Source organism: Pseudovibrio sp. W64 (genome assembly GCF_001623145.1).
Classification (GTDB): domain Bacteria; phylum Pseudomonadota; class Alphaproteobacteria; order Rhizobiales; family Stappiaceae; genus Pseudovibrio.
This window is the reverse complement of sequence record NZ_LMCI01000014.1, coordinates 24,027-39,053: the sequence shown is the minus strand read 5'-3', so window position 1 is coordinate 39,053 and position 15,027 is coordinate 24,027. Positions and strand designations below refer to the sequence as shown.

13 protein-coding genes are annotated in these 15,027 nt (G+C 50.0%); 11 read left to right on the top strand and 2 right to left on the bottom strand.

Annotation, left to right across the window (positions count from 1 at the left end; translation table 11 throughout):
* Positions 1-17 precede the first annotated feature (17 nt).
* Positions 18-920, bottom strand: coding sequence for a bifunctional DNA-formamidopyrimidine glycosylase/DNA-(apurinic or apyrimidinic site) lyase (mutM, locus tag PsW64_RS08170; protein WP_063303298.1), 903 nt, complete (start codon positions 918-920; stop codon positions 18-20).
* A 108-nt stretch (positions 921-1,028) separates the two neighbouring features.
* Here mutM and ubiE point away from each other — a divergent pair, with 108 nt between their 5' ends.
* From ubiE to PsW64_RS08155, 3 genes are all read left to right on the top strand, one after another.
* On the top strand, positions 1,029-1,832 hold the full coding sequence (gene ubiE / locus PsW64_RS08165; protein WP_057463091.1) for a bifunctional demethylmenaquinone methyltransferase/2-methoxy-6-polyprenyl-1,4-benzoquinol methylase UbiE: 804 nt from the start codon (positions 1,029-1,031) through the stop codon (positions 1,830-1,832).
* A gap of 6 nt (positions 1,833-1,838) precedes the next feature.
* Positions 1,839-3,422 (top strand): 2-polyprenylphenol 6-hydroxylase, encoded by a 1,584-nt coding sequence (gene ubiB, locus PsW64_RS08160; protein WP_057463090.1) that lies wholly within the window; start codon positions 1,839-1,841, stop codon positions 3,420-3,422.
* A gap of 299 nt (positions 3,423-3,721) precedes the next feature.
* Positions 3,722-4,384 carry a TetR/AcrR family transcriptional regulator gene (locus PsW64_RS08155; protein WP_057463089.1) on the top strand — a complete coding sequence of 221 codons (663 nt, stop codon included), beginning with the start codon at positions 3,722-3,724 and terminating at the stop codon, positions 4,382-4,384.
* 8 nt (positions 4,385-4,392) lie between these two features.
* On the opposite strand, the gene PsW64_RS08150 is transcribed toward PsW64_RS08155, so the two are convergent.
* Positions 4,393-5,013 carry an alpha-ketoglutarate-dependent dioxygenase AlkB family protein gene (locus PsW64_RS08150; RefSeq protein ID WP_063303366.1) on the bottom strand — a complete coding sequence of 207 codons (621 nt, stop codon included), beginning with the start codon at positions 5,011-5,013 and terminating at the stop codon, positions 4,393-4,395.
* 135 nt (positions 5,014-5,148) lie between these two features.
* Between PsW64_RS08150 and PsW64_RS08145 the strand changes: the two genes are divergently transcribed.
* The 8 genes from PsW64_RS08145 to hslU all read left to right on the top strand — a co-directional run bounded on the left by PsW64_RS08145 (position 5,149) and on the right by hslU (position 14,946).
* Complete coding sequence (locus PsW64_RS08145) at positions 5,149-6,642, top strand: FMN-binding glutamate synthase family protein (RefSeq protein WP_063303297.1); 1,494 nt, start codon at positions 5,149-5,151, stop codon at positions 6,640-6,642.
* Positions 6,643-6,896: 254 nt separating this feature from the next.
* Positions 6,897-8,852: a molecular chaperone DnaK gene (gene dnaK, locus PsW64_RS08140; protein WP_275078085.1), complete on the top strand. Its 1,956-nt coding sequence runs from the start codon at positions 6,897-6,899 to the stop codon at positions 8,850-8,852.
* A 353-nt stretch (positions 8,853-9,205) separates the two neighbouring features.
* Positions 9,206-10,333 carry a molecular chaperone DnaJ gene (dnaJ, locus tag PsW64_RS08135; RefSeq protein WP_057463086.1) on the top strand — a complete coding sequence of 376 codons (1,128 nt, stop codon included), beginning with the start codon at positions 9,206-9,208 and terminating at the stop codon, positions 10,331-10,333.
* 66 nt (positions 10,334-10,399) lie between these two features.
* Entirely contained in the window at positions 10,400-11,005 is a 606-nt protein-coding gene (locus PsW64_RS08130; protein ID WP_208980655.1) for a class I SAM-dependent methyltransferase, read from the top strand.
* A 159-nt stretch (positions 11,006-11,164) separates the two neighbouring features.
* Positions 11,165-11,755, top strand: coding sequence for an NADPH-dependent FMN reductase (locus PsW64_RS08125; RefSeq protein WP_063294315.1), 591 nt, complete (start codon positions 11,165-11,167; stop codon positions 11,753-11,755).
* 124 nt (positions 11,756-11,879) lie between these two features.
* Positions 11,880-12,428: an ATP-dependent protease subunit HslV gene (gene hslV, locus PsW64_RS08120; protein ID WP_057463084.1), complete on the top strand. Its 549-nt coding sequence runs from the start codon at positions 11,880-11,882 to the stop codon at positions 12,426-12,428.
* A gap of 140 nt (positions 12,429-12,568) precedes the next feature.
* Positions 12,569-13,630 (top strand): hypothetical protein, encoded by a 1,062-nt coding sequence (locus PsW64_RS08115; protein WP_063303296.1) that lies wholly within the window; start codon positions 12,569-12,571, stop codon positions 13,628-13,630.
* 11 nt (positions 13,631-13,641) lie between these two features.
* The gene (gene hslU, locus PsW64_RS08110) at positions 13,642-14,946 is read left to right on the top strand and encodes an ATP-dependent protease ATPase subunit HslU (protein ID WP_063286338.1); all 1,305 of its coding nucleotides are present in this window, start codon (positions 13,642-13,644) and stop codon (positions 14,944-14,946) included.
* Positions 14,947-15,027 lie beyond the last annotated feature (81 nt).

Here is a 15,027-nt window from a genome sequence, read left to right as displayed (position 1 = left end):
CATATCAGCTCGCATGCTTACTTCTGGCATTTCGGACAGAAGAATGTTGAGCGCCCATTCTGGACCTTCCGCTCAATGACGCCAGCACACTTGGGAGTTCGGCAAGCCTCCCCCTCGCGATCATAGACAGAGAAGTTGTGCTGGAAGTATCCGAGAGAACCATCCGCTTGCCGGTGATCCTTCAGGGAAGATCCGCCGGATTTTATCGCTTCCTGCAAGACTTCCCGAATGTGTTTGGAAAGCTCGTCGGCTTTTTTAAGCGGCTTACCGGATTTGCCTGCAAGTGTGGATGCGCTGTTGAAAGGACTTACCCCCGTTCTCCAGAGTGCTTCACACACATAAATGTTACCCAGTCCTGCGACGAACTTCTGATTGAGCAAAGCTGCTTTAAGAGAGGTTTTCCGGTTCTCAAACAGCTTGGCGAGGTAGGCTCCATCCAGCTCATTGCCAAGTGGTTCGATCCCCATATCGACAAACATCGGGTGTGTCGCCAGCTCGCTGCGAGGAATGAGCACCATAAATCCAAAGCGCCGCGGATCATTATATATGATCTTTACGATCGTCTCCTGATCAGCTGGACGAACATGGAAAATCACATGGTCATGCTGAGGGTGTTTGCCTTTTGCATGATACATTTCAACGGTTTGTATTGGTTCTCGATCATCAGTTTCGATCCAGCGGAACGAACCCGACATGCCAAGGTGCATCACCAAAACATCACCGCTGTCCAGATCAAGCAATAGATATTTCGCGCGGCGGCTGAAGGAAACAACTCTGCGATTTTCCAGGCGATCTACGAAATCATCGCCAAAAGGAAAACGAAGATCAGGTCGGCGTTGTTCAACTCTGCAAATTGTTGCATTGTCAAAAAAAGGTGCTAGTCCACGACGGACTGTTTCAACCTCCGGTAATTCAGGCATAAGATATCCGTTGGTACAGTGGTTTGCTGCTGGGCAAAGATTACGTTCAACAATAGCGCTTTGTAACAAGCTGTACTATGTTCGCCCGCGAAATGGAGTGATTTGATTATGGCGCGTGAGTTCTCAACCCCTGAGCAGGCATCCGTAACAGACCCGACTGAAATGGCAACTAGCTTCGGGTTTCGCACAGTTCGCGAAGGTGAAAAGCAGGATCTGGTGGATGATGTTTTCCACAAAGTGGCGTCTCGCTATGACCTGATGAACGACCTCATGTCTGGTGGAATGCATCGTCTCTGGAAAGATGCGATGGTGTCCAGCATGAACCCACCAAAGAATGGCGCCCGTGAATGGCGACATCTGGACGTGGCTGGTGGGACTGGAGACATCGCAACCCGCGTTGTTGAGCGTTCTAACCGGACAATCAAATCAACCGTCTGCGATATCAACGGATCGATGCTGGGTGTTGGCAAAGACCGTGCGAGCGCTGCTGGCCTTTCAGAAAACATCGAGTTCATTCAGGGGAACGCAGAAGAGCTGCCTTTCCCGGACAAGCACTTCGATGCCTACACCATCGCATTCGGTATCCGTAACGTCCCACAAATCGAAAAAGCACTGCAAGAGGCTCACCGTGTACTTAAACGCGGCGGTCGCTTCATGTGCCTTGAGTTCTCTCAGGTAGACGTGCCAGCACTTGATAAGGTCTATGATCTGTTTTCCTTCCACGCCATTCCAAAAATCGGACAGGCGGTGACAGGTGACGGAGACCCATACAGCTATCTTGTAGAATCTATCCGCAAGTTTCCAAATCAGGAACGTTTTGCGCAGATGATACGTGATGCAGGTTTTGAGCGTGTCACCTATCGAAACTACACCGGCGGTATCGCTGCACTTCACTCCGGCTGGAAAATCTAACCAGTTATGATCGCAAATATTGTGCCATTTATGCGTCTGGTTTTCGCGGGTTATGTTATGGCCCGCGAAGGTGTGTTCGGACTCGTTTCTCTGCCAGATCTCCCTCCCGGACCGCGCTTGGCTATTGGCGTCGCACGTATGCTTGAGCGTCGTGGCATTGAGAAAAAAGATGCTGCAGCACGCCTGACAGATGCGCTGAACCGCCTTGGTCCCTCCTACATTAAGTTGGGGCAGTTTCTTGCGACACGCCCGGATGTGGTTGGTAAGGAAGCGGCAAAGGAACTATCTGCACTTCAGGACAATGTTCCGCCATTTCTGACGCAGTACGCACGCAAAACAGTCGAAGAACAGCTCGGCAAAACAGTCGAAGATCACTTTGAAGAGTTTGGTGAACCAGTCGCCGCTGCGTCGATTGCACAAGTACACCCTGCGTACTTCCGAAACCGCGATGGCGAACTGGAAAAAGTAGCTGTTAAAGTGCTGCGCCCCGGTGTCGAGCGCGGGTTTAAGCGCGACTTGAAGAGCTTTTACCTTGCAGCGCGGCTTGCTGAACGCTTCAGTCCGGCAAGCCGCCGCCTTCGTCCGCTTATGATGGTTGAGACCTATGAGCACGCTGTCATTTTGGAAATGGACCTGCGTATGGAAGCCGCAGCTCTTTCTGAAATGGGTGAAAACAGCAAGGACGACAAAGATTTTCGCGTTCCCAGTGTGGACTGGCCCCGCACCTCTCGTTCCGTACTCACCATGGAATGGATTGACGGTGTAAAGCTTTCCAATCTGGAAGGTATCGAAGAAGCTGGCCATGACCTGGCTGAACTAGGCAATAAAGTGATCCAGACTTTCTTGCGCCATGCCGTACGTGACGGTTTTTTCCACGCGGACATGCATCAGGGCAATCTCTTCATTGAACCGGATGGAACTCTGGTAGCAGTCGATTTAGGGATCACAGGGCGTTTGGGGCTGTCTGAGCGCCGCTTCCTGGCAGAAATTCTCTATGGCTTCATAACTCGCAATTACCTGCGAGTTGCCGAAGTTCATTTTGAAGCTGGGTATGTGCCTGCAGATCAGGACGTGAATATATTCGCGCAAGCAATTCGGGCGATTGGTGAGCCGATCCATGGGCATGATGCCAGTGAAATCTCAATGGCGCGTTTGCTGACACAGTTGTTTGAAGTGACTGAGATGTTCAACATGCACACTCAGCCTCAGTTGATCTTGCTACAGAAAAACATGGTTCTGGCAGAAGGTGTCGCCCGCTCGCTGAACCCGCATCTGGATATGTGGAACACGGCTGATCCTGTTGTAACCGGTTGGATTCAGAGAAACCTTGGCCCTATGGGACGCATCACAGACCTAGCAACAGGCGTGACTGTTTTGGGTCGTCTGGCAAGTGATTTGCCGATTATTGCTGACCGTGCGAGCAAGTTTTCCAATCAACTGGAGTCGATGGCAAACAACGGCCTGAGATTCGATGAGGCAACCGCAGATGCGATTGGCAGATCGGAAGCGAAGCATAGCCGGTCTGGACGTGTCGCACTTTGGGTCATTGCAATCGCTCTTTCAGCAATTGCTTACGGCATCCACCTCTAAGACATTCTGAGTTGAAACTATGAAAAGCGGGAGTTGTTACGCTCCCGTTTTTTATTGGTTAGCCGGCTATATGTGAAAAATCTAGAAATAATTGGATCATACTAAGTTACTGCATAAATTTATCTAAGTTTTATATAGTCATTGCAATTGATGATATGAATTGTAGGCGGGTTGTTGCTCAATAAAACGTGCTAAAAGCAAGATAGCTTAAGAGAAGTATTTGAGATTTCTAAGGGTCTACTCAAAACCTTTAGAGAGTTCTCAAAACAATTGTAAACTATCTTCCTGGAGGTGCCGCTGTGCCAGACAGTTCTGAACTGGGGACCCGTGAACGGTTACTTGATGCCGCAGAACGCTTGCTCGCTGAACATGGTCTTGCGGAAACTTCTGTAAGAATGATCACCGAAAAAGCCGATGCCAATGTTGCTGCAGTCAACTATCACTTTGGCAGCAAAGATGATCTCGTCAGGGCAGTCTTTATGCGCCGCCTTCGCGAAATTGACGATATGCGCATGCAGCGTCTGGATGCGCTGGAAGTTGGCGGGCGCGAACCCGATCTAGAAGAGATAACCCGAGCATTTATGGAGCCCTTGATTGTACAAGGGATCTCAAGAGACACCGGAAAGCTGGTGCCGTTTGTTGTTCTCATTCGTCAGGTCTTCTCTGATCCAGAGTCCGGCCAGAAGATCATGCACTCATGGGAGCCGCCGAGGATTATCCTTCGCATCACAAAGGCTCTGGCAAAAGCCACGAAGAGTGACATCCCAACAGGACCTCGTGCTCAGTTGTTGATGATGCTCATGCACAGCGCAACGTTAGAGGCGCTTTACGTTGTGACCGGAGCTTCCAAAGGCCCTTACGATGAAGAAATGGATCAGGACGAGATAGTCGAAGGCACTATTCGTTTCGTGTCCAGCGGCATTCGTGCCTTCTTTATGGCTGGTGCGCTCGAAGAGGCCTGATGCTCTAGCTAAAATGGCGAGATGCGGCGGAGAGTCAGATTTAATCTGCCTCCGTCCTTAAGGAGGCTTGAGCTCCCACCCTGGATACGGTCAATGCCGTGGTAGCACAGTCGCGCTTCTCCTCCGAGTACAACAACGTCTCCTGAATTAAGCTTGAGTGATTGCGTCGGGCCCCCGCGCTTCACACCGCCGAGCCGGAAAATTGCTGTGTCTCCGAGACTGACCGAAACAACAGGGGCTTCAAACGTTTTTTCATCACTGTCTTGATGCATGCCCATTTTTGCTGTTGCAGCATAATAATTCACGAGGCAGGCTTCTGGCGCTGCCGGGCAGTTGCCAACCTTGTTCCAAAGAGCCTGCAGGACCTCAGGGATAACAGGCCAGGGCTGACCGGTCTCCGGATGTTGAGACTGGTAGCGATAACCACTCCTGTCAGATACCCAACCCAATGTTCCAAGATTGGTCATCCGAACAGAAAATGGCTTTCCTGTTCGTGGCATCACGGGAGTGAACAATGGAGCTTCTTTGACGAGATATCTGAGCGTATCGACAAGTTCCTTCTGCTCCTCAGAAGAGAAGTATCCGGGCAGGTACTTGAAATCTTTAGGAAAGTCATCGCTTATTTGCATCTCAAGACCTCTTCTAATCTGGACATATTTGCTGAAAAGACCGCTTACAAAAACGGAAAATTTGGAGAGATTTGCCGAAAGTGAATTTAACCCATAATCTTCAAAATAGCGGCTCCCAGTTAAGGAGATCCACAAATGCACCTTCTTCCTACGTTACTTTCGACTGTACTAAATATTTTTGCAGCGTTTGTTTCACTCCTGATCTTGATCGCACTTATTACCGCTATCGTTCTTTATGTTGTTGATCGACGCCAACACAAAGATGCCATTCGGCATAACTTCCCTGTCGTGGGTCGATTCCGAGCGCTCTTCTCGCATTTAGGTGAGTTTTTCCGTCAGTACTTCTTCGCTATGGATCGGGAGGAAATGCCGTTCAACCGGGCAGAGCGAACCTGGGTGGATCATGCTTCCAAGGCAGAAGGTAATACAATGGCGTTCGGGTCCACAAAAAACCTCAACTTACCCGGAACGGCACTGTTCGTGAATGCCCCCTTCGCAAAATTGGAGAAGGAAATCGATGAGCCTGAGCCGCTTCTCATCGGTCCTTACGTCGAAAATCCTTATGTGCCTCCCAGTTACTTTAACATCTCTGGCATGAGTTACGGCGCCATTTCCCGACCTGCGGTCCTCGCTCTTTCACGAGGTGCGAAGATGGCAAAGTGCTGGATGAATACTGGAGAAGGTGGCTTATCTCCGTACCATTTAGAAGGTGGTGCTGACATCGTCTTTCAAATGGGGACAGCAAAAAATGGTTGCCGGAATGATGACTCCACGCTCAATGAAAACAAGCTGAAAAAAATAACGGACAACGCTCAGGTCAAAATGGTCGAGATCAAACTCGCTCAAGGCGCCAAACCTGGAAAAGGTGGTCTCTTGCCTGGTGGAAAGGTGACACCTGAGATCGCAGAAATTCGTGGGCTCAAAGTCGGGCAACCATCTCACGCTCCAAATCGTCATCCTGAGATCAGCAATACGGGTGAGCTCTTAGACTTCATCAGCCGCGTCCGCAGCATTGCCAAGAAGCCTGTAGGTTTCAAGACAGTGATCGGCTCAAGCGCCTGGGTGGAAGAGCTTTGTCGTGAAATTAACCACCGTGGGATCGAACATGCACCGGACTTTATCACTATAGATTCAGCAGATGGTGGTACGGGTGCAGCGCCAATGCCTCTCATGGACAACGTAGGTCTAAGGATCTCTGAGGCACTTCCAATTGTCGATCATGTCTTGCGAAAGCATGATCTGCGTGACCGTATCCGTATCATTGTTTCTGGAAAGCGAATTATCCCGTCCGCCGTTGCCCTAGTGTTGTGTTCAGGGGCTGATTTTGTAGTAACTGCTAGGGGCTTCATGTTCGCACTGGGCTGTATCCAAGCAATGCGGTGTAACAAAAATACCTGTCCGACAGGTATCACCACTCATAATAAAGCACTTCAGACTGGTCTTGACCCAACAGAAAAAAGCCACCGAGTCGCTGCTTATTGTCATAGCGTGCGGATGGAGGTTGATATGATTGCTCATGCATGTGGGGTCGATGCTGCAAGGCAGCTTTCACGAGAGCACGTGCGCATCGTCCAGGAAAGTGGACACTCCGTCTCTCTTGAAGAGCTCTATCCACAAACACCCTCTTAGAAATGAGGGTTACGCAGAAAACCGGGATGCAATGGAGGTGTTTTCTGTGGTTTTCCAAAGAAAAGTTCAATTTCTTAACTCAGAAAATGGCTTCGGGTAGATCTTGTGTCGATATATCGGGTCCTGTCCCTTGCAGGGGCAGGGGACCCCTCTTATATAGCCAATTGAAGTTTTCTTGCGTGTTTGCGACAACTCACGCAAGTGCAATGTATTGGGGACCGGTCGGATGCTGATCCGACATTATCCGAAGGCCTTTGGGGTTCGGGCGGTCTGCCGAAAGGAGAGTTAAAAACATGGCAAAGGTCATCGGTATCGACCTCGGCACGACAAATTCGTGCGTATCTGTAATGGACGGCAAGGACGCCAAAGTAATCGAGAACGCAGAAGGTGCGCGTACTACCCCTTCTATGGTTGCGTTTTCTGACGATGGTGAGAAGCTTGTAGGTCAGCCAGCGAAACGCCAGGCTGTTACCAACCCAACAGACACCCTGTTTGCTGTTAAGCGTCTCATTGGTCGTCGTTTTGATGATCCAACAGTCGCAAAAGACAAAAAGCTGGTTCCATACGAAATTGTTGAAGCTGACAACGGCGACGCATGGGTAGAGGCTGAAGGTGAAAAGTACTCCCCATCTCAGGTTTCCGCTTTCATTCTGCAAAAGATGAAAGAAACCGCTGAGAGCTTCTTGGGTGAGACTGTTACTCAGGCTGTTATCACGGTACCTGCATACTTCAACGATGCTCAGCGTCAGGCAACTAAAGATGCTGGTAAGATCGCTGGTCTTGAAGTTCTGCGTATCATCAACGAACCAACCGCTGCTGCTCTTGCATACGGCATGGACAAGAACGACGGTAAAACCATTGCGGTTTACGATCTTGGCGGCGGTACCTTCGACGTTTCCGTACTGGAAATCGGCGATGGCGTATTTGAAGTGAAGTCCACCAACGGTGACACCTTCCTCGGTGGTGAAGACTTTGACATGCGTCTGGTTGACTACCTTGCGAGTGAGTTCAAAAAAGAGCAGGGCATCGATCTTAAGAACGACAAGCTCGCATTGCAGCGCTTGAAAGAAGCAGCTGAAAAAGCAAAAATCGAGCTGTCCTCCGCATCCCAGACCGAAATCAACCTGCCGTTCATCACAGCAGATGCTTCTGGTCCTAAGCACCTTACCCTTAAACTGACCCGCGCTAAGTTTGAGCAACTCGTTGACGATCTGGTTCAGCGTACTGTTGCTCCAATGAAAGCGGCTCTTAAAGACGCAGGCCTTGCAGCTGGTGAACTCGATGAGGTTGTTCTCGTCGGTGGCATGACTCGCATGCCTAAGGTTCAGGAAATTGTTAAGCAGTTCTTCGGCAAAGAACCTCATAAGGGCGTAAACCCTGATGAAGTTGTTGCAATGGGTGCGGCAATTCAGGCTGGCGTTCTGCAGGGTGATGTTAAAGACGTTCTGCTTCTCGACGTTACTCCTCTGTCCCTCGGCATCGAAACTCTTGGTGGCGTGTTTACACGTCTGATCGACCGCAACACCACAATCCCAACCAAGAAGGGCCAGGTGTTCTCTACAGCAGAAGACAATCAGACTGCTGTGACCATCCGCGTCTTCCAGGGCGAGCGTGAAATGGCTGCGGACAACAAGATCCTCGGTCAGTTCGATCTGGTTGGCATCCCACCAGCACCTCGCGGCGTCCCACAGGTTGAAGTAGCCTTTGATATTGATGCCAACGGTATCGTGAACGTGTCTGCAACCGATAAAGGCACAGGTAAAGAGCAGCAGATCCGTATTCAGGCATCTGGTGGTCTGTCCGACGCTGACATCGAGCAGATGGTGAAAGACGCAGAATCTCACGCTGAAGATGATAAGAAGCGTAAGGATCTGGTTGAAGCCAAAAACCAGGGTGAAGCACTTCACCATTCAACAGAGAAATCCGTCAAAGAGTACGGCGATAAGGTTTCAGACGAAGACAAGTCTGCAATTGAAGGCGCTTTGGCTGCATTGAAAGTGTCTCTGGAAGGTGAAGATCTGGAAGATATCACTGCGAAAACCCAGTCTCTTGCAGAAGTTTCCATGAAACTTGGCGAAGCTATGTACAAGGACGCTCAGGCAGAGGAAGCCGGAGAGGGTGCTGAAGACGATGGTGAGCCAAAGCCAGTTGACGATGTGGTTGACGCAGACTTCGAAGAAGTTCGCGACGACGACAAAAAGTCCAGCTAACTAATACTTTTACCTCGCAAGCTCCTATGGGCTTGCGAGGTAAACTTTATTCAAGTATTTCCCGACTGTATGGAAGATTTTAGTCGAAGAGAACCTTTTGGGTGCAATTGCATTTGAGAGAGCTGCTTCCTACATATGGGTAGTTGGTAATGTGTGCGCTGCGCTTAAAGCTGCACCTCAATCACCGACTGAACAGTAAACAGTTTTGTTTTGAAGATGAGTGCAGTTCACGAGTGAGTTCGTTGCGAAGCAAGAATTAAACTCGACTGCCCACAGTGACCTCAGACTGAGCTGATGTTCTCCTGAGGCTTCAAAACGCAAATAGACATCACGTCTTTGGAGCTTATTTCATAATGTCTAAACGCGACTACTATGAGGTGCTGGGGGTAGCACGGGAGGTCGACGAAAAGGCACTTAAGAGCGCTTATCGCAAACTCGCGATGAAATTCCATCCTGACCGAAACCCTGGTAATGATGAAGCGGAAGCAAACTTTAAGGAAGTAAGCGAAGCTTACGAAACCCTGAAAGACCCGCAAAAGCGCGCTGCCTACGATCGATTTGGCCATGCAGCCTTTGAAAACGGCGGCTTTGGTGGTGGCGGCGGAGCAGGTCCGGGCGACTTTGCTTCCTCCATGGCAGACATCTTCGATGAGTTCTTTGGTGGCGGTGGTGGACGTCGTGGTTCTGGTCGTGAACGCGGCGCAGATCTGCGCTACAACTTGGAAGTCTCTCTTGAAGAAGCTTACGAAGGTAAGTCTGTCGAGATCGAGGTTCCAACCTCAGTAACATGTGAGCCGTGCAGTGGCTCCGGCGCAAAGTCCGGAACCCGTCCGTCCACCTGTCCAACCTGTGGCGGTGCTGGGCGTGTCAGAGCGGCTCAGGGCTTCTTCACCATGGAACGTACCTGTCCGACCTGTCAGGGTCGTGGTGAGATCATTACAGATCCATGTGACAGCTGTGGCGGTACTGGCCGGACAACGAAAGAGCGCACGCTCTCCGTGAATATTCCGTCAGGCATCGAAGATGGCACGCGTATTCGCTTGTCAGGCGAAGGTGAAGCCGGTGCTCGCGGTGGTCCCGCAGGCGATCTTTACATCTTCCTGTCCATTCGTCCGCATGAGTTCTTCCAGCGTGACGGTGCTGATATCTTCTGCCGCGTGCCAATTTCAATGACAACTGCTGCTCTGGGTGGTCAGTTCGAAGTTCCGGCATTGGATGGCAATACAGCGCGCGTGAAAGTTCCTGAGAGCACTCAGACCGGAAAGCAGTTCAGACTGCGCGGTAAAGGTATGCCGATTATGCGGTCTAGCCAGAAGGGCGACATGTATATTCAAGTTGCCGTGGAGACACCAGCAAATCTTACGAAGAGGCAGAAAGAGCTTCTTTCAGAATTTGAAGGTGAATCCTCTGGAGAAAATCATCCGGAATCTACTGGCTTTTTTGCAAAGGCAAAAGATTTTTTGGAGAATTTCAAGGCATAGCTCTTTAAATTGCCACCAATCAGTAATATCTCAGTAGTACCCTTTGTTGATGCTACGGAGAGTTGAATGTTTCACGAAACGAGGTCACGGGCAGAAAATGCCTTGAACAAATTTCGTGAGCCTTCCAAATTTCTTCGGGCGTGGGTGGAAGCACCACTCACGACCGGAGCGGTCGCCCCGTCAGGCCCTGTTCTCGCCCAGAGAATGGCAGAATTCGTTCCCGTTGAGTCAAATAATCCGGTTTTAGAGTTGGGACCTGGCACAGGCCCGGTCACAAAAGCTATTCTTGAAGCAGGTATCTCTAAAGACCGTCTTACCTGCTTGGAGTACAGCACAGACTTCTGCGAGCATCTCAGTGACAAGTTTGAAGGATTGAACGTGGTTCAAGGTGACGCTTACAACATGCGTCCCAGCCTTGAGCATATCGCGCCAAACTCACTGTGTGCTGTGGTTTCGAGCTTGCCACTTGTGTCCAGACCGATGGAGTTTCGCTTAAAGTGCATTCGTGATGCCTTCGCTCTTATGAGGCCCGGTGCTCCCTTCATCCAATTCTCTTATTCCTTCGCGTCTCCGGTAACACTGAAATCCAAAATGTTCAGCTGGTCGAAAACCGGATGGATCGTGAAGAATATTCCGCCAGCTCGTGTCTGGATTTTCCGAAAGCCCTTTTGATTTCTCAAAGGCAGGCGTTTAGCGGTCAATCACCTAAAAACACGCATCTTCCATAAACCTTACGCTTGGGTAGTATAGGGTACTCTTCGTGCCGACTTTACCAGAGATCATGCAGCTCTTGAACGAGAGGTTGCAGAGCCATGTCGTGAGGATAGCCCTATGAAGCCAAAGATACTCGTTTTTTCAGGTTCAACCCGCAAAGGGTCCTACAATAAAATGCTGGCAGAGCTGATGGCAAAACACCTGACGATCGCCAATGCAGAAGTAACTACAATCAGCCTTGCCGACTATCCTCTGCCTATTTACGATGGTGACCTGGAAGATGATACGGGTATCCCTGAAAATGCATTCAAGCTCAGAAAGCTCATTGAGACCCATCATGGGATCTTCATAGCCAGCCCGGAATACAACTCCTCAATCACCCCATTGCTGAAGAATACACTGGACTGGATCAGTCGCATCCAGTTGCCAGAGGAAGAACCGCTTCAGCTCTTCCACAAGTCGATCTATGCTGTCGGCGGGGCTTCTCCCGGTGCGCATGGCTCTTTGAGAGGCCTCATGCACCTGAGAACGATCATGGAAGTGTCTTTAGGATGCCTTGTCCTGCCAGAAATGGTCTCTATTAATTTTGCGGGCAAGTCCTTTGATGAAAATGGCGACCTCACAAAAGACCACCAGATCAAGCGATTGCATAAGCTTGTTGACCGCTTCGTCAGTGAGGCAAGTCACGTAAAGCTACAGGATAACTGAGTTTTTTTGGCTTGCCGCATTGGCAATGCGGCAAGGACTACATACATAATACCGCAGACACAAATTTGAAATTGAGTTGCGCGGGAGATTGCTCCGTTGCCGATAGAACTCTGGAGAAAAATGAATGAGTGAACCTGAACAGTGGCACGGCACAACCATCTTGACCGTGCGCAAGGGCGGCAAAGTCGTAATTGCTGGAGATGGTCAGGTGTCTCTTGGATCAACGGTCATTAAAGGCACTGCACGTAAGGTCCGCCCACTGGCAGGCGGTAAGGTTATTGCTGGCTTTGCAGGCGCGACTGCTGATGCGTTCACGCTGTTTGAGCGCCTTGAAGCCAAGCTCGAACAATATCCCGACCAGTTGATGCGTGCATGCGTTGAGATGGCAAAAGACTGGCGTACAGACCGCTACCTTCGCCGTCTGGAAGCCATGATGCTGGTTGCCGACAAAAAGCACTCTCTGGTGCTGACAGGTACCGGCGACGTGCTTGAGCCGGAAAATGGTGTGATGGGCATCGGTTCCGGTGGCAACTTCGCGCTGTCCGCAGCGCGTGCGCTGGTTGATATGGACCTGACCGCAGAAGAGGTTTGCCGCAAGTCCATGACAATCGCAGCAGACATCTGCGTCTACACAAACAGCAATGTTACCGTCGAAGTGCTCGACGAAGAGTAACTGTAACGACAAGATACGACTGGAGATCAATAATTTTCGATCTCCAGTTCTGCGTTCAAGATACTTTTAGATCAGCTTAATTTGCTAAGCCAAGGATACTTGAAGCTTTTATTGTTCCATTTGGATTTGACGAGGAACTGATGATATCAAGAACATCTCTTACCGGAGCCATCTCCGCAGGAATTATCAGCGCAGATCAAGCTGATAAGCTCGTCTCCTATTTGTCTCTTCAAGCAGAAAATATTCAGAACCAACAAGCATCTGAAAACCTCCACGACCCGGAAGAAGTTCGGTTTACACGTGGCTTTCATGACATTTTCATTAGCCTCGGTATTCTAATTCTTTTTGCTGGCTACGGTATTGGGTTTGGGGACTCGCTCACTCAAGGCGGTCTTCCTACAGCTGCTGTTGCTGGCGCTGCTGCCATCATCACATGGGTGCTGGCCGAGTGGTTTACCAAGATCAAGAAGCTCGCGCTTCCTTCAATTTTACTGACAGGATTGTTTGGAGGTTCAATTGCGCTTGTTGGATTTGGCCTGTTCACACCTGATGTTCTGAACAACGACTCCGAAGCCATTCAGGTCATTCTGAGTTCCATCTTCGCTTTAGTGGGCGCTTCGTTGTTTTACTGGCGCTTTAAGGTGCCAATAACACTGACCGTCATTGTTGCGGGGATCATGGGCTTGATCGTAGGCGCATTGACGCTGGTAACTGACACAAAAATTCTTGAGTATCTGTCCTGGGTTTCGCTGGTCTGCGGTCTGTTTGCATTCGGTTGCGCGATGTATTTTGACACCAAAGACACCAAGCGGGAAACACTCAACACAGACAAGGCCTTTTGGCTTCACCTGCTTGCTGCCCCGCTTATCGTTCATTCCATCTTGAGCGGAGTGTACTTTGAACAGCAGACAGAAGCTTATGCCTTGGTCTCCATTGCTGTTGTCCTGGCATTTGGTGCGGTCGCTCTCATCATTGACCGTCGTGCAATGCTGGTGGCAGCGCTGAGTTACCTAGGCTTCGCATTAGCCTATTTGCTGGAGTCTGCCGACTTTTCTGCATCGCAGCTAACTGCTATCTCCCTTGTATTACTTGGGAGTTTTGTTTTGCTACTCGGTTCAGGCTGGAACGTGGCGCGACGGATCGTTATGCGCCCTCTTGCAGGAACCACACTCACTACATATCTGCCACCTATCCGGAACTAGAAAGTAAGAAAATGACAAATTTCTCTCCTCGGGAAATCGTTAGTGAACTTGATCGCTACATCATCGGCCAGCATGACGCGAAACGCGCAGTGGCAATTGCACTGCGCAACAGATGGCGTCGTCAGCAGTTGGATGAAGAGCTGCGCGAAGAAGTTCAGCCAAAGAACATTCTCATGATTGGCCCAACCGGTGTTGGTAAAACTGAGATCTCTCGTCGTCTTGCTAAGCTTGCGAATGCTCCTTTCACAAAAGTTGAAGCAACCAAGTTTACTGAGGTGGGGTACGTTGGTCGTGATGTAGAGCAGATCGTTCGTGATCTGGTCGAATCCAGTATCGCCCTTGTACGTGAGCAAAGCCGCAAAGAAGTAGAAGCAAAAGCACATGTTCTTGCTGAAGAGCGTGTTCTGGATGCATTGGTCGGCAACAATGCAAGCCCGGCCACTCGTGATACATTCCGCAAGAAGCTGCGTGAAGGCGACCTCGACGACAAAGAAATTGAAGTTGAAGTGCGTGCCAACCCACAGATGCCAAGCTTCGATATTCCTGGCATGCCAGGGGGCAGCGTCGGTGTCATGAATATCTCTGACATGCTGGGTAAGGCATTTGGCGGTCAGACCAAGCCGAAGCGCACAAACGTCAAAGATAGCCACAAGCTGCTTCTGGCAGAGGAGTCCGACAAGCTTCTTGATGAAGAGAAGGTTGTTCAAGAGGCAATTGAGCTGGTTGAAAACTCCGGTATCGTTTTCCTCGATGAGATCGACAAAATCTGCGGGAAAGATGGCCGTAATGGTGGCGATGTTTCCCGTGAAGGCGTTCAGCGTGACTTGCTGCCACTGATCGAGGGTACTGTTGTTTCAACAAAGCACGGCCCAGTGAAAACAGACCACATTCTGTTCATCGCATCTGGTGCATTCCACGTGTCAAAACCATCAGACCTTCTGCCGGAACTTCAGGGCCGTCTTCCGATCCGTGTTGAGCTGAAAGCGCTGACGAAAGAAGATTTTGTCAAGATCCTGACAGAAACTGAAGCCAGCCTGATCAAGCAATATGTTGCATTGATGGCGACGGAAAGCGTGAGCATCGAATTTACCGAGGACGCAATCGACGAGATTGCGACAGTTGCTGTTGATTTGAATGCAACGGTCGAAAACATTGGGGCTCGCCGCTTGCAGACTGTGATGGAGCGTGTACTGGATGAGATTTCCTTCGTCGCACCAGACAAGTCTGGTGAGCAAGTCACAATTGATGCAGCCTACGTGAAGTCGAATGTGAGCGAACTGGCCAAGAATGTCGATTTGTCTCAGTTCATCCTCTAACTGACGAAAAAATCAGTCGGAAAAAGAAAACCTAACGGAATGTGGCAAGGAAAAATACTTGCCGCATACCACCTCAAGTGG

Bases quoted from the DNA above. Each gene is read 5' to 3' on its own strand.
- mutM (WP_063303298.1), bottom strand. From the start codon at position 920: ATGCCTGAATTACCGGAGGTTGAAACAGTCCGTCGTGGACTAGCACCT.
- ubiE (WP_057463091.1), top strand. From the start codon at position 1,029: ATGGCGCGTGAGTTCTCAACCCCTGAGCAGGCATCCGTAACAGACCCG.
- ubiB (WP_057463090.1), top strand. From the start codon at position 1,839: ATGATCGCAAATATTGTGCCATTTATGCGTCTGGTTTTCGCGGGTTAT.
- PsW64_RS08150 (WP_063303366.1), bottom strand. From the start codon at position 5,013: ATGCAAATAAGCGATGACTTTCCTAAAGATTTCAAGTACCTGCCCGGA.
- PsW64_RS08145 (WP_063303297.1), top strand. From the start codon at position 5,149: ATGCACCTTCTTCCTACGTTACTTTCGACTGTACTAAATATTTTTGCA.
- dnaJ (WP_057463086.1), top strand. From the start codon at position 9,206: ATGTCTAAACGCGACTACTATGAGGTGCTGGGGGTAGCACGGGAGGTC.
- PsW64_RS08130 (WP_208980655.1), top strand. From the start codon at position 10,400: ATGTTTCACGAAACGAGGTCACGGGCAGAAAATGCCTTGAACAAATTT.
- PsW64_RS08125 (WP_063294315.1), top strand. From the start codon at position 11,165: ATGAAGCCAAAGATACTCGTTTTTTCAGGTTCAACCCGCAAAGGGTCC.
- hslV (WP_057463084.1), top strand. From the start codon at position 11,880: ATGAGTGAACCTGAACAGTGGCACGGCACAACCATCTTGACCGTGCGC.
- PsW64_RS08115 (WP_063303296.1), top strand. From the start codon at position 12,569: ATGATATCAAGAACATCTCTTACCGGAGCCATCTCCGCAGGAATTATC.
- hslU (WP_063286338.1), top strand. From the start codon at position 13,642: ATGACAAATTTCTCTCCTCGGGAAATCGTTAGTGAACTTGATCGCTAC.